Source organism: Luteimicrobium album, assembly GCF_030161555.1.
Taxonomy (GTDB): Bacteria; Actinomycetota; Actinomycetes; order Actinomycetales; family Cellulomonadaceae; genus Luteimicrobium; species Luteimicrobium album.
Genome location: NZ_BSUK01000001.1, coordinates 2,534,970 through 2,556,740 on the forward strand (window position 1 = coordinate 2,534,970; position 21,771 = coordinate 2,556,740).

Consider the following 21,771-nt stretch of genomic DNA (forward strand, 5'->3'; position numbering starts at 1 on the left):
GTGAGGCGGCCTCACCCTTTCCACGAAGAGCACCACGCCGATCCGACACCTCAGCTCGGACGAATCTGCTCACCCTGGTCGGCCGTGAGGCCGATCGTGGGCGGATCGCACCGGCACGGGCGGCGTCCGCCGGTCACTGACTACGGTGGTGGAGCAGGACTCGAGCGGAAGTGGGCGCCGTGGTAACCCGTCACACCGTGCGGACACCGGAGCCGTACCGGGCAGGCGGAGAGCTCGACGCCGACGACCTGGAGTCGCCGCTGGTGCTTCGGCTGGCGCTGCTGAGATCCCGTCCTCCGGATCCGGTGGAGCTGTCGGTCGCGCGTCTGCACCGCGCGGAGGAGACGTCGCACCGTCGGCGCATCAAGGTTGCCGAGTGGAAGGACATGCCCGTCGCGCCGCCGCCGACGGGGCTGGAGGTCGTGGTGCGTGAGCTGCTCGGCGACCGGCTCGACACCGCGGCGGTGCTGACGGAGCTGCATCGGCTCGAGGTGCGGCACCAGCTTGCGTCCGGGAGCAAGTTCGCGGCGTTCTCGCAGGTGGATGGCCTCCTGGGGCTCGACCTGTGCGGTCTGGTCGGCAAGCTCCGGCGGTAGTCGGTGAGCTCGGGACCAATCCCAGGGCGCACGGTGTTGGAAGGAACGACGCCGCAGCCAGCGACGTCGGAACGAAGGAGAAAGAACGTGTCGAACGACTACAGCAAGTCTCCCGGGGCGCTGAGCCACCTCACCCGGCGGCAGCGTCACGTCACGCAGGACGGCGGCACCGAGCCTGCCTTCCGCAACGAGTACTGGGACAACCACGAGCCCGGGATCTACGTGGACGTGGTGTCCGGTCAGCCCTGTTCTCGTCCACCGACAAGTACGACAGCGGCACCGGCTGGCCCAGCTTCACCCGGCCGATCGCCGAGGACGCGGTGACCACGTCGACGGACTCGTCCTTCTGGATGGTCCGGACCGAGGTGCGCTCCGCGGGCGCGGGCAGCCACCTCGGCCACCTGTTCGACGACGGCCCGGTCGCCGCCGGCGGGCAGCGGTACTGCATGAACTCGGCCGCGTTGAGGTTCGTCCCCGCGTCCGAGCTGGAGGAGCAGGGCTACGGTCGGTACCGGGCGCTGTTCGAGTCACCCGAGAGCCCGAGCACCAAGGAGAAGGCGTCATGACCAGCGGAATCAACGACACCGGCGAGATCACCCGTGAGCCGGGGACCGAGACGGCCGTCCTGGCGGGCGGCTGCTTCTGGGGCCTCGAGGACCTGATCCGGCGCCAGCCCGGCGTCGAGAAGGTGCGCGTCGGCTACACGGGCGGGCAGAACGACCACGCCACCTACCGCAAGCACCCGGGCCACGCGGAGGCCGTCGAGATCGTCTTCGACCCGACGCAGACGACCTACCGTGACCTGCTCGCGTTCTTCTTCCAGGTCCACGACCCGTCGACGCTGGACCGGCAGGGCAACGACGTCGGGACGAGCTACCGCTCGGCGATCTTCCCGCTCACGCCCGAGCAGGAGCGGGTCGCGCGGGACACCATCGCGGACGTCGACGCCTCCGGCCTGTGGCCGGGCAAGGCCGTGACCACGATCGAGCCCGCCGGGCCGTTCTGGGAGGCCGAGCCGGAGCACCAGGACTACCTGCTCAAGTACCCGAACGGGTACACGTGCCACTTCGTGCGCCCGGGCTGGGTGCTGCCGAAGCGCGAGCAGGCGTCGGCCTGAGGTAACGGCCGCCGGTCGGCGGGGACTCGTCCGGGTCCTCCGCCGGCTGGCGGCCGTTCGTCGATCGGCCCCTGTCGGCGGTCAGTCCGGGGCCGTCGTCCCGGTGCCCGCGAGCCCTTCGACGAGCGCCGCGACCCGCTTCGCGCGGGTCTCCGGCCGCTTCGCCTGCTCGACGACGCGCACGTGCTGCTTCCGCTGGCTCACCGTCAGCCGGTCGAACGCCGCCCGTGCCGCCGGCGCCGCATCGAGGGCCGCGGCGACGTCGTCGGGCTCGGTGACCGTGACGGGCTCGTCGTCGAGCTCGAGGCCTACCGTGACCTCGTCGCCCACGGCGACCCCCGCCGCCGCGCGGTTGGCGTTGCTCAGGCCGATCAGGTCGCGCCCGCGCAGGATCGCGACGCGGGTGCGCCACGTGTGCCCGCCCAGCGTGACGACGACGCGTGGCCGCTTCCCGCCGCCCAGCGACTCGACGACGCCCGGCGGGATCTCGAGGCCGTGCATCGGCTCCGGCGGTTCGACGGTGCTGCGGAACTCCATGCGGGTCTCCTCTCGTCGGTGCTGCGCTGGTTCAGCCCAGGGTGGCCGCCGCGACGCGCAGCTCCTCGAGCGCCTCGGTCGCGAGCGTGCCGAAGTCCTGCTCGTCGTCCGCAGCGACCCAGGTCGCGTACGCCTCCTTGAACGCGAGCATGCCGAGCTCGGCCGCGAGGTCGGCGGTGCGGCGGTCGACGCCGCGGGTGCGCAGTGCGTCGGCGGCCGCGGCGGCGAGCCCGACCCGCTTGAGCTGGTCGCGCTGCTGGAGCTCGGCGCTCGCCGCGATGACGGCCTGGAGCTGCGGGCCGAAGGCGCGGTTCGCGGGACCCATCGCCTGCGCGGCGCTGAGGAGGCCTGCCTGGACCGCGTCGAGCGGCCCGGCGTCGTCGGGCGCGGAGGCGATCCCCTCGACGAGCAGCCGGGACAGCGTCTCCTGGCCGGCCGCGAGGACGTCGCGCTTGTCGGGGAAGTGGCGGAAGAACGTGCTGCGGGTGAGCCCGGCGCGCTCGACGATCTGCGCGACGGTCGTCTCGTCGTACCCCTGCTCGTTGAACAGGTGCAGCGCCGCCACGACGAGGCGTTCACGGGCGTCGGGCTCCCAGCGTGGCATGGCCCCATCCTAGTGACGAGACAAAGGTCCCGTCTCTTGCTACCGTGATGAGACACAAGTCCCATCACTAGGAGCAGTCATGCGCGTCTTCGTCACCGGGGCCAGCGGCGGCATCGGTTCCGCCGTCCTTCCCGAGCTCCTCTCGGCCGGGCACACGGTCGTCGGCCTCGCCCGCTCGGACGCGGCTGCGTCCCGGGTCGCCGCGCTCGGGGCCGAGCCGCTGCGGGGCGACCTCACCACCCTCGACGCTCTGCGCGCCGCGGCGACCGCCGCCGACGGCGTCGTGCACCTTGCGTTCAGCAACGACTTCACGCGCGTCGCCGAGGGGATCGCTGAGGAGCGTGCCGCGGTCGAGGCGCTCGGATCCGCTCTCGAGGACACCGACAAGCCTCTGGTGTTCGCATCGGGGACGCCCGCCGTCCCCGGCCGGCCCAGCACCGAGGACGACCCGACCCCGGCCGAGGGACCGATGGCCGAGCGTGCCCGCACCGCCCAGATCGTGCTAGCGCTCCAGGAACGTGGCGTGCGGCCCGCCGCCGTCCGGCTACCGCGTTCGGTGCACCTGCGCGGCTCGGCCTACGGCTTTGCGGGCATGCTGATCGCCGCGGCGCGGCGTATCGGTGTCTCCGGCTATGTCGGCGACGGCAGCCAGCGGTGGCCCGCGGTCAACCGCCTCGACGCGGCGCGCCTCTTCCGGCTCGTGCTCGAACAGGCCGAGCCCGGTGACATCGCGCACGCCGTCGCGGACGAGGGTGAGATGATGCTCGCCATCGCGACGGCGATCGGCGACGCACTCGACCTGCCGGGGAGCCCGTGCCCGCGGAGAGCTTCGGCTTCCTCGGGGCGGTCTTCGCGGTGGACCAGCCGTCGTCGAGCACGCTCACCCGCGAGCGGTTCGGCTGGGAGCCGACCCATCCGAGCCTGCTCGAGGACCTCGCAGCCGGCGGCTACCCGGGCTGACCGCCGCGCGCCGCCGGAGTCGCGCACCTAGCGTGGCGCCATGGACGACGAGCAGGCGGGTTGGCGGCCGGACATCCTCGGTGACGGCTTCGAGCAGCGCACGCTGACGCTGGGTGAGGACGACGAGGGCGAGCTCGTCGCGACCCTCGTGCGCTTCGTCCCCGACCTGTCAGGGCCTGGTGCCGGTGTACGGCCACCAGCTTCTGACGGGTCGCGCGCGGGTGCCGACGTGCTGTACGTGCATGGTTGGTCCGACTACTTCTTCCAGGTCGAGCACGCCCGCTTCTGGCACGACCGCGGCGCCCGCTTCTACGCCCTCGACCTGCGCAAGTACGGCCGCAGCCTGCGCCCCGGCCAGACGCCGGGCTTCACCACCGACCTGCGGCACTACTTCCGCGACGTCGAGGCGGCGCTCGCGGTCATGGGCCACGGGATCCTGCCCGACGAGCGCTCGCGCGAGGACCGCCCGCTCGTGCTCGTCGGCCACTCGACGGGCGGGCTGACGCTGAGCCTGTGGGCCGCGGCGTTCCCCGGACGCGCGACGGCGCTCGTCCTCAACAGCCCGTGGCTCGAGTTCCAGGCGGGCGCGACGGGCCGCGCCGTCGTGGCGCCCGCGCTCGGCCTGCGCTCGCGGCTGCAGCCCCGCGGACGCATGGTCACCGTCGACCTCGGCTTCTACACGCGTACCGTGTCGAGCCGGTTCGAGGGGAGTGGGACTACGACGACGCCTGGCGGCCCGAGCACGGGTTCGCGCTGCACCCCGGCTGGCTGGACGCCGTCTTCCGTGCCCAGGCCGACGTCGCCCGCGGGCTCGGGCTCGACCTCCCCGTGCTCGTCCTGCTCTCGGCGCGCTCGACGCTGCTCCCGGTCTGGTCGGACGCGATGCGGTCGTCGGACACCGCGCTCGACGTTGGGCGCGTCGCGGTCCGCGCCGTGCAGCTCGGCTCGCACGTGACCCTCGCGCGGATCGAGGGCGCCCTGCACGACGTCGTCCTCTCGGCTCCCGAGGTCCGCGCGCACGCGTACCGGGTGCTCGGGCGTTGGGCGGACGCGTACGGGAGTCAGTCCTCGGCGCGGCGGCGGTAGTCGGTGAGCGAGGAGTTGAGGCGGCCGAGGAGCTCCGCGAGCAGCGCGCGGTCGAGCCTCGTCCACGAGCCCAGCACCTCGCCGTAGAGGGCGCGGCGCTCCGTACGGTTCTCCGCGAGGGCCTCGACGCCCTCGTCGGTCGGCTCCACGAGGACGGCGCGGCCGTCGTGGGGGTCGCGGGTACGGCGGACGTGCCCGGCCTTCTCGAGCACGGCCACCTGACGGGTCACGGTCGACGCGTCGAGGCCGAGCCGGTCCGCGAGCACGTTGACGTTCTCCGCACCCTCGCTGACGAGGTGGTGCAGGAGCAGGTAGGCGGCTCGGTCCATGGTCCCGGTCCCGGGGCGCTTGGAGCCCCGGCTCACGGAGCGGTCGGCCCGGCGCATGAGCTGGGCGACCTGGTACTCGATGCGGGAGAGGACGGCCGCCGCGGCGTCGTCCTGCGGTCCGCCGGGGTCGTCGTCGTGCCGGCCGGTGGCGGGGCCGCTCACGTCCTCGATCGTCATAGGTGTATGATACAGGCAAGTACCTGGTAGATACAGCTAATCTCAAGGAGACCCGTTCCCGTGGCGTCCACACGCAACGAACCCAACAAGACCGCGATCTACGCGACCGCCCTCACAGCGTTCTTCGCGATCGCCGGCATAGCGATCGTCGACCCGATCCTCCCCGTCATCGGGGCGGACCTCGGCGCGTCCACCTGGCAAATCGAGCTGCTCTTCACCGCCTACATCGCGCTCATGGCGCTCGGCATGATCCCCGCCGTCATGGCCACCGGGAAGTTCGGCTACAAGAAGATCCTCATCACCGGCGTCAGCACCGTCGGTGTCGCCGCGATCCTCGCCGGGTTCAGCCAGAACATCGCCCAGCTCGCCGTGCTCCGCGCGTTCTGGGGCCTCGGCAACGCCATGTTCTTCGCGACCGCGATGGTGCTCCTCGTGTCGCTCGCGTCCGACCGTGCCTGGGTCGTCGAGCTCTTCGAGACCTGCGTCGGCCTCGGCTTCGCCGTCGGCCCGCTGCTCGGCGGCCTGCTCGGCGAGATCAAGTGGCGCATCCCGTTCCTCGCGTGCGGCCTGTTCATGATCATCGCGCTCGTCGTGTCCGCGTCCCGCCTCAAGGACCCGGCCGAGAAGCCCGCGCCCCTGCGCCTCGGCTCGATCTTCAAGCTCTACGGCAAGCCCGCGTTCCTCGTGCTCTGCGTCATCACCGCCGCCTACAACTACGTGTTCTTCGTCGTCCTCGGCTACACGCCGGTCTTCCTCAACCTCGGCGTCATCGCCCTCGGCTTCGTGTTCACCGGCTGGGGTGTGGGACTCGCGTTCGGCATCCTCGTCGTCGGGCACAAGCTCGCCCACAAGATCGGCGCCGTCCAGACGATCTTCGTCGCGATCCTCGGCGTCCTCGTCTCCGTGATCATCTTCGCGCTGCACCCCTCGACCGCGTGGATGGTCGTCGTGCTCGTCTTCGCCGGCATCTGCATGGGCATCATGAACGCCAACCTCACCGACATGTCGCTCGCGCTCGGCTCGCCCGACCGCCGCGTCACCACCGGTGCGTTCAACCTCGTGCGCTGGGGCTTCGCGGCCCCCGCACCGGTCATCGCCGGCATCATCTCCAAGACGCACGTCGCCGCCCCGTTCTGGGTGGGTGCCGCGGTGCTCGCCGTCGGGATCATCGTCTTCCTCGCCGCCGGGCACGTCATGGCCCGCGGCATGGGCGAGCGGTTCCTCTGGGCGAAGTGGAACGCCGCCGCCCGCGTCGAGGAGGGCACGCCCGAGGAGATCCTCGGCGAGGTCTGACCCCGGACCGGTTCGTCCGGGGCGTCGACGGGGACGGTCCGGGCGGGCCGCACCACCTGAATGCAAGAAGAGGCCCCGCGGCTGCTGCCGCGGGCCCTGCCCTTCGCCGACGGCGACGCTGTGTTCGCCGACGGTGACGCTCGCCGCGCCGACGGTGACGCTCGCCGCGCCGATGGTGACGCTCGCCGCGCCGATGGTGACGCTCGCCGCGCCGATGGTGACGCCCGTACACAGGTGAACGACGCGTGTCTGTGGACGAACGTCACCGTCGGCGGTCCTGACGTCACCGTCGGTGATCTTGACGTCGCCGTCGGCGAACGGGACGTCACCGTCGGCGAACGGGACGTCGCCGTCGGAGAGATAGAAGGGCCCCGCGGCTGATGCCGCGGAGCCCTTCGACGTGCGGGTGGTGTGTCAGGCGTCGCGCTTCTTCGCCAGGAAGACCCCGATGCCGAACAGCACCACGCCCCAAGCCACCATCACGATGAAACCGAACCACGGCGCCGGGCCCTGGCTCGGATCGATCGTCAAGAGCTGCTGACCCGCCTGCGAAGGCAGGTAGTCCGCGATGTTGTTCAGCCAGTGCACGGGGATGTTGGCGAGGATCGGGCCGACGACGAGGACCAGGCCGATCACCGCGAAGATCGAGCCCGCGGAGCTCCGGATCAGGATGCCGAACGCGAGTGCGAGGAGCGCCGTCGCGGCGAGGTAGAGCGGCACGCCCACGACGACGCGCAGGATGTCGTCGTTGCCGAAGTCGAGCTCGTGCGGCGTGCCGGAGAAGATCGGCTTGACGATGAGCACCGCGACCACGGTCGACACGGCCGCCACCACGAAGCTCGCGATCACGACGACGACGGCCTTCGCGACCAGGGCGGGCGTGCGGGTCGGCACGGCCGAGAACGTGGACCGGATCATGCCCGTCGAGTACTCGCCGGTGATGGTGAGCGCGCCGAGCACGGCCAGGACGAGCTGCCCGAACCCGGTCCCGGCGACGAGCGGGGTCGTCGCGATGTCCGCGTTGTCCAGGCCGATCCCGGGGTCGGAGGACCCGGTCGTGGCGGCGACGAGCAGCGCCAGGCCCACCAGGACGACGAACGTGGCCCCGAGCGTCCACACGGTCGACCGGACGGTCCGGAACTTGATCCACTCGGACGTGACCACGCGCCCGAAGGTCACGTGGTACTTCGACGCGGGGAGGGTGCCTTCGACGGGCGACTTGGCCAGGGCTGCGGCGGCGCTCATCGTGCGCCTCCTTCCGTGCTCGTGGGGGCGTCGGTGGCGGCGCCGGCCGGAACGGCCTGGGCGTCGCCCTCGTGGCCGGTGCTGGCGTGGTACTCGACGGACTCGGCGGTGAGCTCCATGTACGCCTGCTCGAGGGTCGAGGTCACCGGGGTGAGCTCGTGCAGGACGATCCCGTTCGCGGCGGCCGTCTCGCCGATGCTCACCGCGTCGGAACCAGCCACGTCGAGGAGGCCGGGCTCGCTGCTGGTGACGGTGACGCCGTCGCCGGTCACGAGCTCGGCGAGCTGCGCGGCCTGGGGCGACCGGACCTTGACGGACTTCTGCGACGACCCGTCGACGAACTCCTGCACGGACGCGTCGGCGAGGATCTTCCCCCGGCCGATGACGAGCACCCGGTCCGCGGTCTGCGCGACCTCGGACATGAGGTGGCTGGACAGGAAGACGGTCCGGCCCTCCGACGCGAGGAACTTCGCGAGGTTGCGGACCCACAGCACGCCCTCGGGGTCGAGCCCGTTGACCGGCTCGTCGAGGATGAGGGTCTTCGGGTCGCCGAGCAGCGCGACGGCGATCCCGAGGCGCTGGCCCATGCCGAGCGAGAAGCCGCCCACGCGCTTCTTCGCGACCGACTGCAGGCCGGTCATCTCGATGACCTCGCCCACGCGCGAGGCGGGGATCCCGTGCGTCGCGGCGAGCGCGCGCAGGTGGTTGTAGGCGGACCGGCCGGTGTGCACGGCCTTCGCCTCCAGCAGCGCGCCCACCTCGGTGAGCGGCGAGCGGTGCTGCGCGTACGGCTTGCCGTTGACGATGACGCTGCCGGCGGTCGGACGGTCGAGCCCCATGATCATGCGCATGGTGGTCGACTTCCCGGCACCGTTCGGGCCGAGGAAGCCCGTCACGGTTCCCGGTCGGACGGTGAACGAGATGCCGTCCACGGCGGTCTTCGGCCCGTACCTCTTGGTCAGGCCATGAGCTTCGATCATGGGTGTCCTGTCTGTGTCGTTCGTGTGATGAGCCGCGCTCCCGGGCCCTGCGTCCGAGCCTAGACAGTCGAGGCCCGGTTGGGATGGGCCATTTGTCATGTCCAGGGTTCGATCGGGGGTTCCCTGGTCTTGTCCCCAGGGAGCCCTCGCACCTGTCACGGCGTCGCCCCGTCCGAATAGGATGGTCGAGACCGCTCCGGAGGGCATCCGGAACGACCCAGGAGGACACGTGGCCAACCCGTACTTCGACAAGAACCCCGCCTTCAACGCGCGCGGAGGGGCCGTGCCGTCCGGGCAGGGCCAGACGACGACCGTCCCAGGCACCGTGGATGCCGCGACCCTCGAGGCGATGTACAAGTCGCCGTCGGCGACGTCCACGCAGACGGGCCGGATGACCTACGACGACGTCATCGTCCGGACGGGCTCGCTGCTCGCCGTGCTCGTCGCCGTCGGGGCGGTGACCTACGCGATCACGCCCCAGGCGCCGTGGGTGTGGGTCGTCGGCATGTTCGTGGGCCTCGGTCTCGGCCTGGCCAACGCGTTCAAGCGCGTCCCCAGCCCGGCCATGATCCTCGCCTACGGCGTGGCGCAGGGTGCGTTCCTCGGCGGCATCAGCCGCATGTACGAGGACTTCTACGACGGCGTGGTCCTGCAGGCGGTCCTGGCCACCGTCGCGACGTTCGCCGCGACCCTGATCCTCTTCCGCTCCGGCAAGGTCCGGGTCACCCCCAAGTTCACGCGCTGGCTGCTCGTCGCGATGGGCGGCTACCTGATCTTCTCGCTGGTCAACCTGGTGCTGGTGTGGACGGGCGTGCTCGGCGGGTGGGGCATGCGCGGCGGCCCGTTCGGCGTCGTCATCGGCATCGTGGCGGTCGCCATGGCCGCGGCGTCACTGCTCGTCGACTTCGACTCCATCAAGCGCGGCGTCGAGCGAGGGGTCCCGGCGCGGTTCGCCTGGGCTGCCGCGTTCGGGCTCGTCGTGACCCTCGTCTGGCTCTACGTCGAGTTCCTCCGCCTCCTCTCCATCCTCAGGAACTGACCTGCGGGCGCGCCGCTAGAACGGCGCGTCCCGCAGCCGGCCCCGGTCCACGCCTCAGCTCTCGAGGCCCAGGTCCGGGGCCGACATGTCGCCGGTGCGGGGGACGCCGTCGGCGAGCCCGTACCGCAGCATCACCGCGCCCTTCTCACCCGCCGCGGGCGGCTCGAGGAGCGTGAGGTTCGTCGGTACCGCGCCGCCGTCGAACACCTTCTTCCCGACACCGAGCACGATCGGGTGCACCAGCAGGTCGAGGCGGTCGTACAGGCGCTCGCGGAGCAGGGTCTGCACCAGGTCGAGGCTCCCGACGACGTGCACGTGCTCGTGCCGTTCGCGCACCTCCCGGACGGCCGCGGGGAGGTCCGGGCCGAGCAGCACCGAGCCCTCCCAGGAGAGGTCGGGCGCGCCGCGCGACGCGACGTACTTGGGGATGCTGTTGAACAGGGCGCCGAAGCCGCCGCCCTCCTCGTCGCCGACGTGCGGCCAGTAGGCGGCGAAGATGTCGTACGTGCGGCGCCCGAGCAGCAGCGCGTCGGTGCCGTCGTACGCGGCCGCGATCTGCGCCCCGGACGACTCGTCCAGCAGGGGAGCCTGCCAGCCGCCGAACGGGAACCCGTCCGGGTCCTCCTCCGGGCCACCCGGCGCCTGCGCGACGAGGTCGAGGGTCGTGAACAGCTCGATGTGGATGAGGCTCATGGTGTGCTCCTCCAGGTCGCTGGGGCGTCGTCACCCGGGTAGACCCGCGGGGCAGGACGGACTCATCGCCGGCCGTCCGCGCCGTCGTCGAGGCTGTGCGTCCCGGCCGCCGCAGGCGGCGCACCCCGTTAGGGTGGGGAGTCAATCCGATCGAGAGGGGAACCCCTGATGTCCGAGTCCTCGCAGTCACCTGCGCTGCCCGCCGCGTCCGGTTCGTTCGGCGACAAGCCGACGCTGAGCTTCCCCGAGGGTGGCGCGCCCGCCGGCCTGCAGGTGCAGGTCCTCGAGCAGGGCGACGGCCCCGAGATCAGCAAGGGCGACACGATCGTCGTGCACTACCTCGGCCAGACCTGGGAGGGGCACGTCTTCGACAACTCGTACGACCGCGGCGCGACGATCGACTTCCCGATCGGTGTCGGCATGGTCATCGGCGGCTGGGACCAGGGCCTCGTCGGCCAGAACCTCGGCTCGCGCGTGCTCCTGTCGGTGCCGCCGGAGTACGGCTACGGCCAGCGTGGCGTCCCGCAGGCCGGGATCGGCGGCACGGACACCCTCGTGTTCGTCGTCGACCTCGTCGACATCGCCTGAGAGCTCTGCGTCTCCGCGCTCGTCAGAAGCTCGTGAGCCTCGAGGCTCACGAGCTTCTGACACGTCGCGAGGTTCAGGGGAGCCGGTTGCGCCCGCGGAGCCGGTGCGCCCAGCTCGCGAGGAGCAGCCGCGCGAGCGCGCGCCTGCTCGTGACGTCGACGACGGTGAACCGGTCGCGCACGATCCGTCCGGGCCGGGTGAGCGCGAGCTCCGCCGCGGCGTCGGCGACCTCGGTGAGGACGTCGGTAGCGAGGGCGAGCGGAGCCTCGTCCGGCTGGGACCGTGCGGCGAGCGGGTACTCGGTGCGTGGCTCGCGCTTCGCCTCGACGTGCGCCCCCACCACCCAGGTCACCGCGTGGTCCGCGGCGAACGCGGCGAGCCGCGCCGTGCTGGTCGCGAAGGCGCGGCGGTCGTCGACGTAGAGACGCCCGGGGTAGACGCTGTCGCCCGTCCACAGGATCCCGGTCCGGGGATCGAACAGCGTGATCGCGGTCGGGTGGTGCCCGGGCGTCGCGAGGACCGTGAGGACGCGGTCGCCGAGATCGAACGCCACCTCGTCGTCGTCGCTCCCCGGCTCCCCGAGCCCGAAGAACGCCTGCATGTCCGCGAGCTCCTTCCCGACGACGACCGTGCCGGGCCTGTCCGCGAGCTGACCGTCCGCGGCGACGTGGTCGCCGTGCGCGTGCGAGTGCACGACGACGAGCCCGTAGTCCTCGCGCGGGTTCCGCCCCAGCCAGTCGGCGACGAGCGCGTCGACCGTCGTGCGGAGCGGGAAGGCCGTCGGGTCGGCGGTGGCGCCGGTGTCGAGGAGGAGCGCCCGCTCCGACCCGAACATCAGCGCGAGCACGGGTGCCTCGTGGTTCGACCGCTTCGACTGCCGCAGGAGGACCGTGTCGTCCTCGAGCGCGTGCACCTCGATGGGGGTCGTGTCCCCGGCGACGGGCGCGGCGACGGCCCACCGGTCGGGGAACGTCGCGGGGACCGGCGGGGTGCGAGGCGGGTCCGGGGTCGGTTCGGTCATGGCGACTCCTCCTCCGGCGGCGTGCCGCTCACCGGTCGGTCGTGCGGCGTCGCGCGGCCGGGCGGCCGCGCGACCGAACGGGTCACGGTGAACGTGCGGTCGCGGGCGACCTGCGTCGTCGGGCCGACGACGCGCGCGAGCTCCGCGCGGTACCGCAGGTGCGAGTTGTAGACCGTCCACAGGACGCCGCCCGGACGGAGCACGCGCGCCGCGGTGAGGAACATCCGGGACGCGGCGCCCGTGTGGACGGCGGCGCCGACGTGGAACGGCGGGTTGCACAGGACGACGTCGAACGCCGCGGCGGGCAGGTCGCGGCCGGCGTCGTCCCGGACGACCTCGACCCGGTCGCCGACGCCCGCGTGCGCCGCGGTGAGCGCCGTCGACGCGACCGCGGCCGCGGACACGTCGGTCGCGACGACCCGTGCGTCGGGGAAGGCGCGCGCGACGCTCGCGGCGAGGACGCCGGTGCCGCAGCCCAGGTCGAGCACGCGTGCACCGTCGGGGATCGCGGGCGCGTCCGCCGGCCCGGGGAGCCGCCAGGTGGAAGCCCGAGCGCCTCGAGCAGCGCGCGGGCGCCACGGTCGAGCCGTGGCCCGGCGAACGCCGCCCCGTGGGCCCACAGCGCGAGGCCGCCCGGCATCGGCTCCGAGACGGGGTACGTGGGCTCGACGTCCCGCGGCCCCGAGGCCACGAGGACGCGCGCCTTGTGCCGGCCGCGCGTCGCGTGGACAGCGGTGAAGCACCGGCCGAGCGAGTCGTTCATCGCGGGCGTCATGTGCTTGACCATCCCGCCCGCCAGCACGACCACGTCCGGTGCCGCTGACCGCGCCACCGCCTCCGCGAGCTCGGTGAGCGCGGCGAGCGACCGGGGCAGCCGGAGGAGGACGAGCCGTGCGCCGTCGAGCGCGTCGGCCGGGACGAGCGCCGCCCCGGGTGCCCCGGCGGCGTGGCGCTCGAACGCACCGCCGAGCCCGAGCCGTCCGGCGTTGGCGTCGAGCGCGCGCTCCGCGACCACGGAGTCCTGCCAGACGCGCGGACGGCGGACCCCCAGTGCGAGCGCGCCGAGCGTCAGGGCGCCGTGGGCGTCGTCCAGGACGGTCACGGCGCCGGCCCGGGTGAGCGCCTCGCGGTCCGGCCCGGCCAGGAGCCCGGCGAGCTCCGCGAGGAGGAGGCGGTCCGCGCCGTCGGCGGCGACCAGGTCCGGGCCCTCGACGTCGGGCCAGCGGCGCAGCCCGGCGAGCACGTCGGTCACGGCGGCGGGCAGCGGGGGAGCGTCGGGGGCGGGCACGCGTCCAGTCTGCCCCGAATGCGCTGCCGCGTCAGACGACACAGAGCTCGTTGCCCCCGGGGTCCGCCTTGGCGACGTGGTCGCACCCGCGAGCGCCCAGAACGGCGCCAGGGTGCGGGAGTCCGCGCAGTCGACGGTGACGCCCCACCGCACGGTCTGGTCCATCTCCCGTGCCTAGGCGCTCGGACGGCGTCGAAGGGCTCGTCGAGCGCAGCCCTCCCGTTCTCCCACACCGGGGGCCGCGCGCCACCCCGTCCTAGGAAGCGGGCGGCACGGTCCCAGGATCCGCCGTCAGCCCCTCGAGTCCGTCCACCAGGAGCTCGACGAGGACGTCGTAGCTCGCGTCGACGTCGTCGGGCAGGCCGAAGCCCCCGCCCAGCTCGAGGGCCACGAACCCGTGGACGGCGGAGCGGACGGCGCGGACCACGTCGACCGTGCGCGCCTCGTCGAGGTCGAACCCCCGCAGCGTCGCTGCGACGACCGCGACGACGTCGGCGCCCGCCGCGGAGAGCTCCAGGTCGTCCGCCGACGACGGGTCGGGCGCCACCTGCGTCGCCGAGTACCGCCCGGGGTGCTCGACGGCGTAGCCGCGGATCGCCCGCGCGAGAGACCGGAGAGCGTCGGGGCCGCTCCGCCCGACCGTCGCCGCCGCGCACGCCCGCCCGAGCTCGCGGACCGCGACGAGCGCGACCCCGCGGCGCAGGTCCTCGACCGACCCGACGTGCTTGTACAGGCTCGGCGTCGCCACCCCGCTCGCGCGGCCACCCGGGCCAGGGTCAGGTCGGCGAACCCCGTGGGCCCGCCGTCGTCGACGAGCGCGAGCGCGTGCTCGACGACCGCGTCCCGGGACAGGCCCGCCCTAGGCACGGTGCTCGGCCGCCTCGGTCTCGGCCGACTCGGTCGTGGCGGCAGGGGTCGGCGCGTCGAGCTCGCGGAGGAGGGCGAGGATCGCGTCGTTGACGACGTCGGGCGCCTGGTGCTGGGCGTAGTGCCCGGCATCCGGCACGACGACGGCCGTCCCGCCGAGCCGCGACCGCAGCCACGCGGCCTCGGCGACCGGGTCCGGGTAGTCGGGGTCGAGCGCGCCGACCAGCGTGACCGTCGGGACGGGCTGCGCGGCAAGGGTCCGGACCGCGTCGTCGACCTCGTGGTGGTCGAGCTGGAGGGCCAGCTCGCGGAAGGAACGCAGATGGGCGGTGTCCCGCATCGAGGAGCGGATCTCCGCCGTGTGGCGGGGGAGCCAGGCGGACCGGTGACCCTTGTTGAGGCTGGTGTAGTAGCCGGCCCAGGCCTTGGCGCCCCAGGGCCGGGCGAGGAGCACGCGAAGGACGCCGTGCAGGAGAGCCCGCTTGGCTCCCTCGGCGTGCTCGCGACCGAACGGGCTGACCAGCGCCAGCCCGCGGACCAGGTCGGGGCGCTCGGCGGCCGCGATGATCGCGGCAGAACCGGCCATCGAGTTCCCGAGCAGGACGGCGCGGTCGTCGGCCGCGGGGTGCGGGCCGACGAGATGCTCGACGAGCGCGACGACGTCGGACGCGGTCGCGGCGTCGCCGTGCGTGCGGAACGTCGTGTCGGAGTCGCCGTGGCCGCGCAGGTCCGCGACCGCCACACGGTATCCCGCCGCGACGAGGGCGGGGACCTGGTCGTCCCACGTGGAGCGGAGGTCGCCCATGCCCGGGGTCGCGACGACGAGCGGGCCTGTGCCCGTGACGCTGTACGCGATGCGGCCCTCGGGGCGGGAGAGGTGCTGGACGGGTCCGGGTGTGTTGCTCATAGCCATAAAGCTATGCGTGTTAGCCAGAGTGTGCAACCCCCTGCGGTCCGAACGTTCTCGTGGGCGGGGCGGGTGGGGCGGGTGGGGTGCGCGCGGTCTTCCATCCGCCTCGCTCGTTCCTCGCTTCGGCTCCCGCCAGACCCTCCACGATCGTGCGCACCCCACCCGCCCCACCCTTAGCGGTCAGCTCACCTCCACAGCCGGTCACCCGCCCCAGACCCGCTGCGGCGAGAGTCCGCGTCGGTGAGACGCGCTCCACGCCCCCGCTCCACCGACCATGCGAACAGGCACCTTCTCGACGCCGAACAGGGGTCTGCTCGCATGGTCGGCGCGGGCGACGGTGGACGATCGCATGCTCGCCGCACCCACCCGCGAACCCGACCACGTCACCGTCGGTGCACCCAGCGTCACCGTCGGTGTGCACCGGTCAGCTCGCCGACCGGTGCGCCGCGGCGAACCCGACGGGCGAGGTCGCCGACTCCTCGACGCGCACCACGTGCATGACGGCGTTGATGAGCGCCAGGTGCGTGAACGCCTGCGGGAAGTTCCCGAGGTGCCGGCCGTTGCGGGTGTCGATCTCCTCCGCGTACAGGCCGAGGGGCTCGCGAACGACAGCAGCCGCTCGCACAGGGTCCGCGCGCGGTCGACCTCCCCGATCTCGACGAGCGCCGACACGAGCCAGAACGAGCAGATCGTGAAGGTGCCTTCTTCGCCGGACAGCCCGTCGTCGGTCTCGTCGGTGCGGTACCGCAGGACGAGCCCTTCCTCGGTGAGCTCGTCTGCGATGGCGAGGACGGTGTTGCGGACGCGTTCGTCGTCGGGCGGGAGGAACCGCAGCAACGGCATGAGGAGCAGGGACGCGTCGAGCGCCGTCGTGCCGTAGTGCTGGGTGAACACGCCGCGGTCGTCGACGCCGTGCGCGCAGATGTCGGCGTGGATCTCGTCGGCGATCTTGGACCACTGGGACGCGAAGTCGTGCTCGTCGTACAGCTCGGCGAGCCGGGCGCCGCGGTCGAGGGCGACCCAGCAGAACAGCTTGGAGGACGTGAAGTGCTGGGGTTCGCCGCGCACCTCCCAGATGCCGCGGTCCTTTTCGTGCCAGTGCTTCGCGGCTTCTTCGACCTGCTGCTTGAGGACGGGCCACAGCGACTCGGGGAGCTGTTCGCGGGACTTGGCGTGCAGGTAGACGGAGTCGAGGACGGCACCCCACACGTCGTGCTGGGTCTGCATGTACGCGTCGTTCCCGACGCGCACGGGCCGGGCGCCTTCGTAGCCGTGCAGGTGGTCGAGCTCGTGCTCGTCGAGCCGGTGCTCGCCTCCGACGCCGTACATGACCTGCAGGGGCTGGTCGTCGGCGCACACGTCGTGCACGAAGGCGAAGAAGTCGTTGGCCTCCCGGTCGAACCCGAGGGTGTACAGGCCCCAGAGCGCGAACGTGGAGTCGCGGATCCACGCGTACCGGTAGTCCCAGTTCCGTTCGCCGCCTGGGGTCTCGGGCAGCGACGTCGTCGCTGCGGCCAGGAGGGCGCCGGTCGGGGCGTACGTGAGGCCCTTGAGCGTGAGCGCGGACTGCTGCAGGTAGGAGCGCCACGGGTGGTCGGGGAACACGCCCTGGGTGAGCCACTCGCGCCAGTACCGCTCGGTGCGCTGCATGGCGCGCAGCGCCTCCTCCCAGTCCGACGGCGCGGGCAGCGGAGACCACGACATCGCGACGTAGGCGTGCTCGCCCGCGCGCAGGCGGGTGCGCGCCTGGACGCGGCGGTCCTCGACGCCGAGGCGCAGGCTGCTCGTGATCCGCAGGTCGGGGTTCGGGCCGTCGCCGCGTCGTGCGACGAGGCGGTTGTACCCGTCGCCCTCGTACTCCCACTGGCAGGCGCGGCGGCCGTAGTCCGGCATGGGCTCGCACACGACGTCGAGCTCGACGGTGCCGTTCACGCAGATCACGGTCCGCAGCAGGATGTGCTCGGCGTCGTGGTCGGTGGGGGTGCGGCGGTGCGTCTGCGAGCGTTCCTCGACGTTGTGCCACGGCCCCATGACCATGGCGTCGCGCACGACGAGCCAGCCCGTCGTCGTCTGCCACGTCGTCTCGAGGACGAGCGTGCCGGGCAGGTAGCGACGCGCGACCGGGACGGCGACGCCGTACGGGCCGACGCGAAACGAGCCCGTGCCCCGGTCGAGGATCGCGGAGAAGACGCTCGGCGAGTCGGGGCGGGGCACGCACATCCATTCGACGGCGCCGCTCGGGGCCACGAGGGCGTTCGACTCGCAGTCCGACAGGAACGCGTAGTCCGCGATGGACGGGAACGGGCTGCGGCCGTCGCGCACCGGCCGGTACGTCTCGTCGCTCGCCTCGAGGTGCAGCCCGTGGGCCGGGACGTTGGCCGGCGGTCGGTCTTCGTCGGGAACGCTCGGGGCCGAGGTGGGCTCGAGCGTGTGCAGGGGTGCGCGGGGGTGGCCTCGGGGGCGTCGGACGTCGTGCTCATGACGCCAGCCTGCGCCTTCGCGCCCGCCCGACGCCAGTTCCACGGTCCGCGTTCACCTCATCGTGACGTCGCTGTCACGTGGGCGGCACGCCCGCGGTCGGCCGCTGCGCCGTCGTCGGTGCGGGCGCCCGGCTAGCGTGGAGCCATGCGCTACGTGGAGCACGTGTCCGAGCTGGTCGGGAACACCCCCTCGTCCGGCTGACGCGACTGGCAGAAGGTCTCGACGCGACGATCCTCGCGAAGGTCGAGTACGTGAACCCCGGCGGCTCGGTCAAGGACCGGATCGCCCTGCGGATGATCGAGGCGGCCGAGGCGTCGGGCGCGCTGCGGCCCGGGGGACGATCGTCGAGCCGACCAGCGGGAACACCGGCGTCGGGCTGGCGCTCGTCGCGCAGCGCAAGGGCTACCGCTGCGTGTTCGTGTGCCCGGACAAGGTGTCGCAGGACAAGCGCGACGTGCTCCGGGCGTACGGGGCGGAGGTGGTCGTGACGCCGACGTCGGTCGCGCCCGACTCGCCCGACTCGTACTACTCGGTCTCGGACCGGCTGGTGCGCGAGATCCCCGGCGCCTGGAAGCCGGACCAGTACTCCAACCCGAACGGACCCGCGTCCCACCACGCGTCGACCGGCCCCGAGATCTGGGCCGACACCGACGGCCGCGTCACCCACTTCGTCGCGGGCGTCGGGACGGGCGGAACCATCACCGGCACGGGCCGGTACCTGCGCGAGGTCTCGGCGTCGCGCGACGCGGCCGACGGCGGCGAGGTCCGGATCGTCGGCGCCGACCCGGAGGGCTCGGTCTACTCGGGCGGGACCGGTCGGCCGTACCTCGTCGAGGGCGTGGGCGAGGACTTCTGGCCGTCCGCGTACGACCCGGCGGTGCCGCACGAGGTGATCGCGGTGAGCGACGCCGAGTCGTTCGAGATGACGAGGCGCCTGGCGCACGAGGAGGCGCTGCTCGTCGGCGGGTCGTCGGGCATGGCGGTCGTCGCGGCGCTGCGCGTGGCCGAGCGGCTCCAGCGCGAGGACCCGGCGGCAGCGGCGCGCGCGGTGATCGTCGTTCTCCTGCCCGACGGCGGCCGCGGCTACCTGTCCAAGGTGTTCGACGACGCGTGGATGCGGTCGTACGGGTTCCTGCCCGCCGCGTCGGGGGTGACCGTGGGCGACGTGCTGCGCGGCAAGAGCGGCGAGATGCCGGCGCTCGTCCACACCCACCCGCACGAGACCGTCCGCGACGCCATCGACATCCTGCGTGAGTACGGCGTCTCGCAGATGCCCGTCGTGTCGGCCGAGCCGCCCGTCGTGCTCGGCGAGGTCGCGGGCGCCGTGACCGAGCGGGACCTGCTCGACGTGGTCTTCGCGGGGCACGCGTCGCTCGCCGAGCGCGTCGAGACGCACATGGGCCCGCCGCTCCCGCTCGTCGGCAGCGGGGAGAGCGTCGAGTCGCTGCGCTCCGCGCTCGAGCGCGACGACGCGGTCATGGTCGTCGACGACGGCAAGCCGGTGGGCGTGCTCACGCGTCACGACCTGCTGGGGTTCCTGGGCTCCTGACGACGGCCGCGGCGAGCAGCCAGGCGGCGATCCCGGCGAGGGCGCCGTGCGTGACCCGTTCCGTCTCGCCGGCGAAGAACTGCGGCAGGAACAGGACGAGCGCGGCCGCGAGAGGCACCGCGGCCCAGCGGACCGCGCCGTCCCGCGCCTGCCACCACGCGACGGCGAGCAGGACGCCCGACGCCGCCAGCAGCAGGAGGCCGGACCCGAACATCGTGGCGGCGACCGGCTGGAGACGGATGTCGTCGATCGAGTCGAGGAACGTCGGGTCCCAGGTGGTCACCGCGCGCCCGGCGAGCTCGTGGATCGCGAAGATCTCGGCACCGAAGTAGGGCAGGACGAGCGCGGCGCCCGCGCCGCCCGTCAGCACGGCGGCCCGCGCAGACCGGCCTGCGCGGCCGGCCGGCAGGAGGCGGGCGACCTGCGCCGCGGCGAACGGCCAGAGGGCGATGGCGGCCGCGCCGCACAGGTGCGCCACGATCCATCGGTCCGACGCCATCGCTCGAGCCAGGGCGGGTGTGGCGACGGACTCGTCGGGCCACGGACGCAGGGCGGGGAACAGGAGGACGAGCGCGCCCAGCGCGGCGAGCGCGGCGACTGCGGGCCGTTGGCTCGCGCTCGCCGGAGGGGCCGGGTCCGTCGGCCCGGACGGCTGCGCGGCGGGGCCGCTGAGAGTGGCGGAGATGCTGTGGCGAGTGGTCATAGCCAAAAAGCTAATAGACATAACCAGCGTTGGCAAGAGGTGCGCCGCCCCGACGTCGCTCCCCGTCGATAACCTGGTGCCATGACCCCCGAGACGAGCCCCGGCGCCCACGACGACTGGTCCGGCTCCGGCTTCGCGACCCGCGCGATCCACGCGGGCCAGGACCCGGACCCCACGACGGGCGCGGTCGTCCCGCCGATCTACGCGACCTCGACGTTCAAGCAGGACGGCGTCGGCGGGCTGCGCGGCGGGTACGAGTACTCGCGCTCCGCGAACCCGACCCGCACCGCGCTCGAGACGGCGCTCGCGGCCGCCGAGGGCGGCACGGCCGGCTTCGCGTTCGCGTCCGGCCTCGCGGCGGAGGACACGCTCCTGCGCGCCGCGCTCCGCCCGGGCGACCACGTCGTCATCCCCGACGACGCCTACGGCGGCACCTACCGCCTCGTCGCGCGGGTGTTCGGAGCGTGGGGCGTCGAGCACACGGCGGCGGACCTCGCCGACGTCGAGGCCGTGCGCGCGGCGGTCCAGCCCGGCCGCACGCGTGCGATCTGGGTCGAGACGCCGACCAACCCGCTGCTCGGGATCAGCGACATCGCCGCCCTCGCGGAGGTCGCGCACGACGCCGACGCGCTCCTCGTCGTCGACAACACGTTCGCCACGCCCTACCTCCAGACGCCGCTCGCGCTGGGTGCGGACGTCGTCGTGCACTCGACGACGAAGTACGTCGGCGGGCACAGCGACGTCGTCGGGGGAGCGCTCGTCGTCGGGGGAGCGCTCGTCGTCGGGCCGCGCGTCGGGCACGGGGGCACCGCCGGAGCGCCCGTCGCGCTCCCGGGCGGCCGGCCCGCGCCCGACGGCGGCACCTCCCTCGCGGACGCGATCCGGTTCCACCAGAACGCGTCGGGCGCGGTGGCCGGCCCGTTCGACGCCTGGCTGACGCTGCGGGGGCTCAAGACGCTCGCCGTCCGGATGGACCGGCACGGCGCGAACGCCGCGGCCGTCGCGGCGTTCCTCGACGAGCACCCGCGCGTGACCCAGGTCCTCTACCCGGGCCTCGCCTCGCACCCGGGCCACGAGCTCGCGGCCCGGCAGATGCGCGGCTTCGGCGGCATGGTGTCGTTCCGGGTCGGCTCGGAGGAGGCCGCGCTCGACGTCGTCGGGCGGACCCGCGTGTTCACGCTCGCCGAGTCGCTGGGCGGGGTCGAGTCGCTCATCGAGCACCCGGGCCGCATGACCCACGCGTCGGTGGCGGGGTCGGCGCTCGAGGTCCCCGACGACCTCGTGCGCGTGTCCGTGGGCATCGAGGACGCTGCGGACCTGCTCGCCGACCTCGACCAGGCCCTCGCGTGACCGAGGTCGCTGGCGGCGGCCTGCCGAAGGTCCGCGTCGAGTACTGCACGCAGTGCCGGTGGATGCTGCGGGCGTCATGGGTTGCGCAGGAGCTGCTCACGACGTTCGGCACCCGGCTCGGCGAGGTCGCGCTCGTCCCCGGCACGGGCGGGGTCTTCCGGGTCACGGTGCGGCCCGACGACGGCGCCGCCGAGCGGGTGATCTGGGACCGGGCCGTGGAGGACGTGTTCCCCGAGCTGCCTCAGCTCAAGGCGAGGCTCCGCGACGTCGTGGCCCCCGACCTCGCGCTGGGTCACACCGACCGCGCGGCGAGGCGAGCGGAGGGCGCGCCGGACGCCTGACCGGGGTGACGTCGTCG

The 21,771-nt window shown here is 73.1% G+C and carries 21 protein-coding genes and 3 pseudogenes; 11 read left to right on the plus strand and 13 right to left on the minus strand.

What is annotated here, in order from left to right; genetic code table 11:
* Positions 1-305: 305 nt before the first annotated feature.
* The 3 genes and pseudogenes from QQK45_RS13095 to msrA all read left to right on the plus strand — a co-directional run bounded on the left by QQK45_RS13095 (position 306) and on the right by msrA (position 1,713).
* Positions 306-596, plus strand: coding sequence for a hypothetical protein (locus tag QQK45_RS13095; protein ID WP_284293631.1), 291 nt, complete (start codon positions 306-308; stop codon positions 594-596).
* Positions 597-683: 87 nt separating this feature from the next.
* A pseudogene (msrB, locus tag QQK45_RS13100) lies at positions 684-1,162 on the plus strand (peptide-methionine (R)-S-oxide reductase MsrB).
* On the plus strand, positions 1,159-1,713 hold the full coding sequence (gene msrA, locus QQK45_RS13105) for a peptide-methionine (S)-S-oxide reductase MsrA (RefSeq protein WP_284293632.1): 555 nt from the start codon (positions 1,159-1,161) through the stop codon (positions 1,711-1,713). The pseudogene msrB and the gene msrA overlap by 4 nt, the downstream one beginning before the upstream one ends.
* A gap of 81 nt (positions 1,714-1,794) precedes the next feature.
* On the opposite strand, the gene QQK45_RS13110 is transcribed toward msrA, so the two are convergent.
* Both QQK45_RS13110 and QQK45_RS13115 read right to left on the minus strand, forming a co-directional pair.
* A complete protein-coding gene (locus tag QQK45_RS13110; protein ID WP_284293633.1) occupies positions 1,795-2,250 on the minus strand; it encodes a YdeI/OmpD-associated family protein in 456 nt (151 codons plus the stop codon).
* Between the two features lie 31 nt (positions 2,251-2,281).
* On the minus strand, positions 2,282-2,854 hold the full coding sequence (locus QQK45_RS13115; RefSeq protein WP_284293634.1) for a TetR/AcrR family transcriptional regulator: 573 nt from the start codon (positions 2,852-2,854) through the stop codon (positions 2,282-2,284).
* A 79-nt stretch (positions 2,855-2,933) separates the two neighbouring features.
* On the opposite strand from QQK45_RS13115, the gene QQK45_RS13120 reads away from it, so the two are divergent.
* Together QQK45_RS13120 and QQK45_RS13125 are read left to right on the plus strand one after the other, a co-directional pair.
* A complete protein-coding gene (locus QQK45_RS13120; protein WP_284293635.1) occupies positions 2,934-3,845 on the plus strand; it encodes an NAD-dependent epimerase/dehydratase family protein in 912 nt (303 codons plus the stop codon).
* Positions 3,846-3,854: 9 nt separating this feature from the next.
* Positions 3,855-4,769: an alpha/beta hydrolase gene (locus tag QQK45_RS13125; RefSeq protein WP_348525228.1), complete on the plus strand. Its 915-nt coding sequence runs from the start codon at positions 3,855-3,857 to the stop codon at positions 4,767-4,769.
* Between the two features lie 106 nt (positions 4,770-4,875).
* Here the strand turns inward: QQK45_RS13125 and QQK45_RS13130 are convergent, their stop codons facing one another.
* A complete protein-coding gene (locus QQK45_RS13130) occupies positions 4,876-5,406 on the minus strand; it encodes a MarR family winged helix-turn-helix transcriptional regulator (RefSeq protein ID WP_284293636.1) in 531 nt (176 codons plus the stop codon).
* A 60-nt stretch (positions 5,407-5,466) separates the two neighbouring features.
* Here QQK45_RS13130 and QQK45_RS13135 point away from each other — a divergent pair, with 60 nt between their 5' ends.
* Positions 5,467-6,699, plus strand: a complete 1,233-nt coding sequence (locus QQK45_RS13135) for an MFS transporter (RefSeq protein WP_284293637.1) — start codon at positions 5,467-5,469, stop codon at positions 6,697-6,699.
* A gap of 414 nt (positions 6,700-7,113) precedes the next feature.
* Here the strand turns inward: QQK45_RS13135 and QQK45_RS13140 are convergent, their stop codons facing one another.
* Together QQK45_RS13140 and QQK45_RS13145 are read right to left on the minus strand one after the other, a co-directional pair.
* Positions 7,114-7,944, minus strand: coding sequence for an ABC transporter permease subunit (locus tag QQK45_RS13140; protein ID WP_284293638.1), 831 nt, complete (start codon positions 7,942-7,944; stop codon positions 7,114-7,116).
* On the minus strand, positions 7,941-8,924 hold the full coding sequence (locus QQK45_RS13145) for an ABC transporter ATP-binding protein (RefSeq protein ID WP_284293639.1): 984 nt from the start codon (positions 8,922-8,924) through the stop codon (positions 7,941-7,943). The genes QQK45_RS13140 and QQK45_RS13145 overlap by 4 nt, the downstream gene beginning before the upstream one ends.
* 229 nt (positions 8,925-9,153) lie before the next feature.
* Here QQK45_RS13145 and QQK45_RS13150 point away from each other — a divergent pair, with 229 nt between their 5' ends.
* Positions 9,154-9,963, plus strand: a complete 810-nt coding sequence (locus tag QQK45_RS13150; protein WP_431310275.1) for a Bax inhibitor-1/YccA family protein — start codon at positions 9,154-9,156, stop codon at positions 9,961-9,963.
* Positions 9,964-10,017: 54 nt separating this feature from the next.
* On the opposite strand, the gene QQK45_RS13155 is transcribed toward QQK45_RS13150, so the two are convergent.
* Positions 10,018-10,656 carry a dihydrofolate reductase family protein gene (locus QQK45_RS13155; RefSeq protein WP_284293640.1) on the minus strand — a complete coding sequence of 213 codons (639 nt, stop codon included), beginning with the start codon at positions 10,654-10,656 and terminating at the stop codon, positions 10,018-10,020.
* 168 nt (positions 10,657-10,824) lie between these two features.
* On the opposite strand from QQK45_RS13155, the gene QQK45_RS13160 reads away from it, so the two are divergent.
* On the plus strand, positions 10,825-11,244 hold the full coding sequence (locus tag QQK45_RS13160; RefSeq protein WP_284293641.1) for an FKBP-type peptidyl-prolyl cis-trans isomerase: 420 nt from the start codon (positions 10,825-10,827) through the stop codon (positions 11,242-11,244).
* Positions 11,245-11,317: 73 nt separating this feature from the next.
* Here the strand turns inward: QQK45_RS13160 and QQK45_RS13165 are convergent, their stop codons facing one another.
* The 6 genes and pseudogenes from QQK45_RS13165 to QQK45_RS13185 form a co-directional block, all read right to left on the minus strand.
* The gene (locus QQK45_RS13165; RefSeq protein WP_284293642.1) at positions 11,318-12,265 is read right to left on the minus strand and encodes an MBL fold metallo-hydrolase; all 948 of its coding nucleotides are present in this window, start codon (positions 12,263-12,265) and stop codon (positions 11,318-11,320) included.
* Positions 12,262-12,753 (minus strand): class I SAM-dependent methyltransferase, encoded by a 492-nt coding sequence (locus QQK45_RS22330; RefSeq protein WP_348525229.1) that lies wholly within the window; start codon positions 12,751-12,753, stop codon positions 12,262-12,264. The genes QQK45_RS13165 and QQK45_RS22330 overlap by 4 nt, the downstream gene beginning before the upstream one ends.
* 257 nt (positions 12,754-13,010) lie before the next feature.
* Positions 13,011-13,718: pseudogene (locus tag QQK45_RS23590) on the minus strand (hypothetical protein); the annotation flags it as partial.
* A 91-nt stretch (positions 13,719-13,809) separates the two neighbouring features.
* Entirely contained in the window at positions 13,810-14,301 is a 492-nt protein-coding gene (locus QQK45_RS13175; RefSeq protein ID WP_284293643.1) for a TetR-like C-terminal domain-containing protein, read from the minus strand.
* Between the two features lie 111 nt (positions 14,302-14,412).
* Positions 14,413-15,327, minus strand: a complete 915-nt coding sequence (locus tag QQK45_RS13180) for an alpha/beta fold hydrolase (protein ID WP_284293644.1) — start codon at positions 15,325-15,327, stop codon at positions 14,413-14,415.
* Between the two features lie 204 nt (positions 15,328-15,531).
* A complete protein-coding gene (locus tag QQK45_RS13185) occupies positions 15,532-17,853 on the minus strand; it encodes a glycoside hydrolase family 15 protein (RefSeq protein WP_284293645.1) in 2,322 nt (773 codons plus the stop codon).
* A gap of 102 nt (positions 17,854-17,955) precedes the next feature.
* Here QQK45_RS13185 and QQK45_RS13190 point away from each other — a divergent pair.
* Positions 17,956-19,360 (plus strand): annotated as a pseudogene (locus QQK45_RS13190) (cystathionine beta-synthase).
* Here QQK45_RS13190 and QQK45_RS13195 read toward each other — a convergent pair.
* Positions 19,323-20,063 (minus strand): hypothetical protein, encoded by a 741-nt coding sequence (locus QQK45_RS13195; RefSeq protein WP_284293646.1) that lies wholly within the window; start codon positions 20,061-20,063, stop codon positions 19,323-19,325. The pseudogene QQK45_RS13190 and the gene QQK45_RS13195 sit on opposite strands and share 38 nt — an antisense overlap.
* An 81-nt stretch (positions 20,064-20,144) precedes the next feature.
* Between QQK45_RS13195 and QQK45_RS13200 the strand changes: the two genes are divergently transcribed.
* Both QQK45_RS13200 and QQK45_RS13205 read left to right on the plus strand, forming a co-directional pair.
* Entirely contained in the window at positions 20,145-21,413 is a 1,269-nt protein-coding gene (locus QQK45_RS13200; protein ID WP_284293648.1) for an aminotransferase class I/II-fold pyridoxal phosphate-dependent enzyme, read from the plus strand.
* Positions 21,410-21,754, plus strand: coding sequence for an Rdx family protein (locus QQK45_RS13205; protein ID WP_284293649.1), 345 nt, complete (start codon positions 21,410-21,412; stop codon positions 21,752-21,754). Before QQK45_RS13200 ends, QQK45_RS13205 begins: the two co-directional genes overlap by 4 nt.
* The last annotated feature ends 17 nt before the right edge of the window (positions 21,755-21,771 follow it).

Excerpts from the sequence above, each read along its gene's own strand:
- msrA (WP_284293632.1), top strand. The coding sequence starts at position 1,159 with ATGACCAGCGGAATCAACGACACCGGCGAGATCACCCGTGAGCCGGGG.
- QQK45_RS13110 (WP_284293633.1), bottom strand. The coding sequence starts at position 2,250 with ATGGAGTTCCGCAGCACCGTCGAACCGCCGGAGCCGATGCACGGCCTC.
- QQK45_RS13115 (WP_284293634.1), bottom strand. The coding sequence starts at position 2,854 with ATGCCACGCTGGGAGCCCGACGCCCGTGAACGCCTCGTCGTGGCGGCG.
- QQK45_RS13120 (WP_284293635.1), top strand. The coding sequence starts at position 2,934 with ATGCGCGTCTTCGTCACCGGGGCCAGCGGCGGCATCGGTTCCGCCGTC.
- QQK45_RS13125 (WP_348525228.1), top strand. The coding sequence starts at position 3,855 with ATGGACGACGAGCAGGCGGGTTGGCGGCCGGACATCCTCGGTGACGGC.
- QQK45_RS13130 (WP_284293636.1), bottom strand. The coding sequence starts at position 5,406 with ATGACGATCGAGGACGTGAGCGGCCCCGCCACCGGCCGGCACGACGAC.
- QQK45_RS13140 (WP_284293638.1), bottom strand. The coding sequence starts at position 7,944 with ATGAGCGCCGCCGCAGCCCTGGCCAAGTCGCCCGTCGAAGGCACCCTC.
- QQK45_RS13145 (WP_284293639.1), bottom strand. The coding sequence starts at position 8,924 with ATGATCGAAGCTCATGGCCTGACCAAGAGGTACGGGCCGAAGACCGCC.
- QQK45_RS13155 (WP_284293640.1), bottom strand. The coding sequence starts at position 10,656 with ATGAGCCTCATCCACATCGAGCTGTTCACGACCCTCGACCTCGTCGCG.
- QQK45_RS13160 (WP_284293641.1), top strand. The coding sequence starts at position 10,825 with ATGTCCGAGTCCTCGCAGTCACCTGCGCTGCCCGCCGCGTCCGGTTCG.
- QQK45_RS13165 (WP_284293642.1), bottom strand. The coding sequence starts at position 12,265 with ATGACCGAACCGACCCCGGACCCGCCTCGCACCCCGCCGGTCCCCGCG.
- QQK45_RS13180 (WP_284293644.1), bottom strand. The coding sequence starts at position 15,327 with ATGAGCAACACACCCGGACCCGTCCAGCACCTCTCCCGCCCCGAGGGC.
- QQK45_RS13195 (WP_284293646.1), bottom strand. The coding sequence starts at position 20,063 with ATGACCACTCGCCACAGCATCTCCGCCACTCTCAGCGGCCCCGCCGCG.
- QQK45_RS13200 (WP_284293648.1), top strand. The coding sequence starts at position 20,145 with ATGACCCCCGAGACGAGCCCCGGCGCCCACGACGACTGGTCCGGCTCC.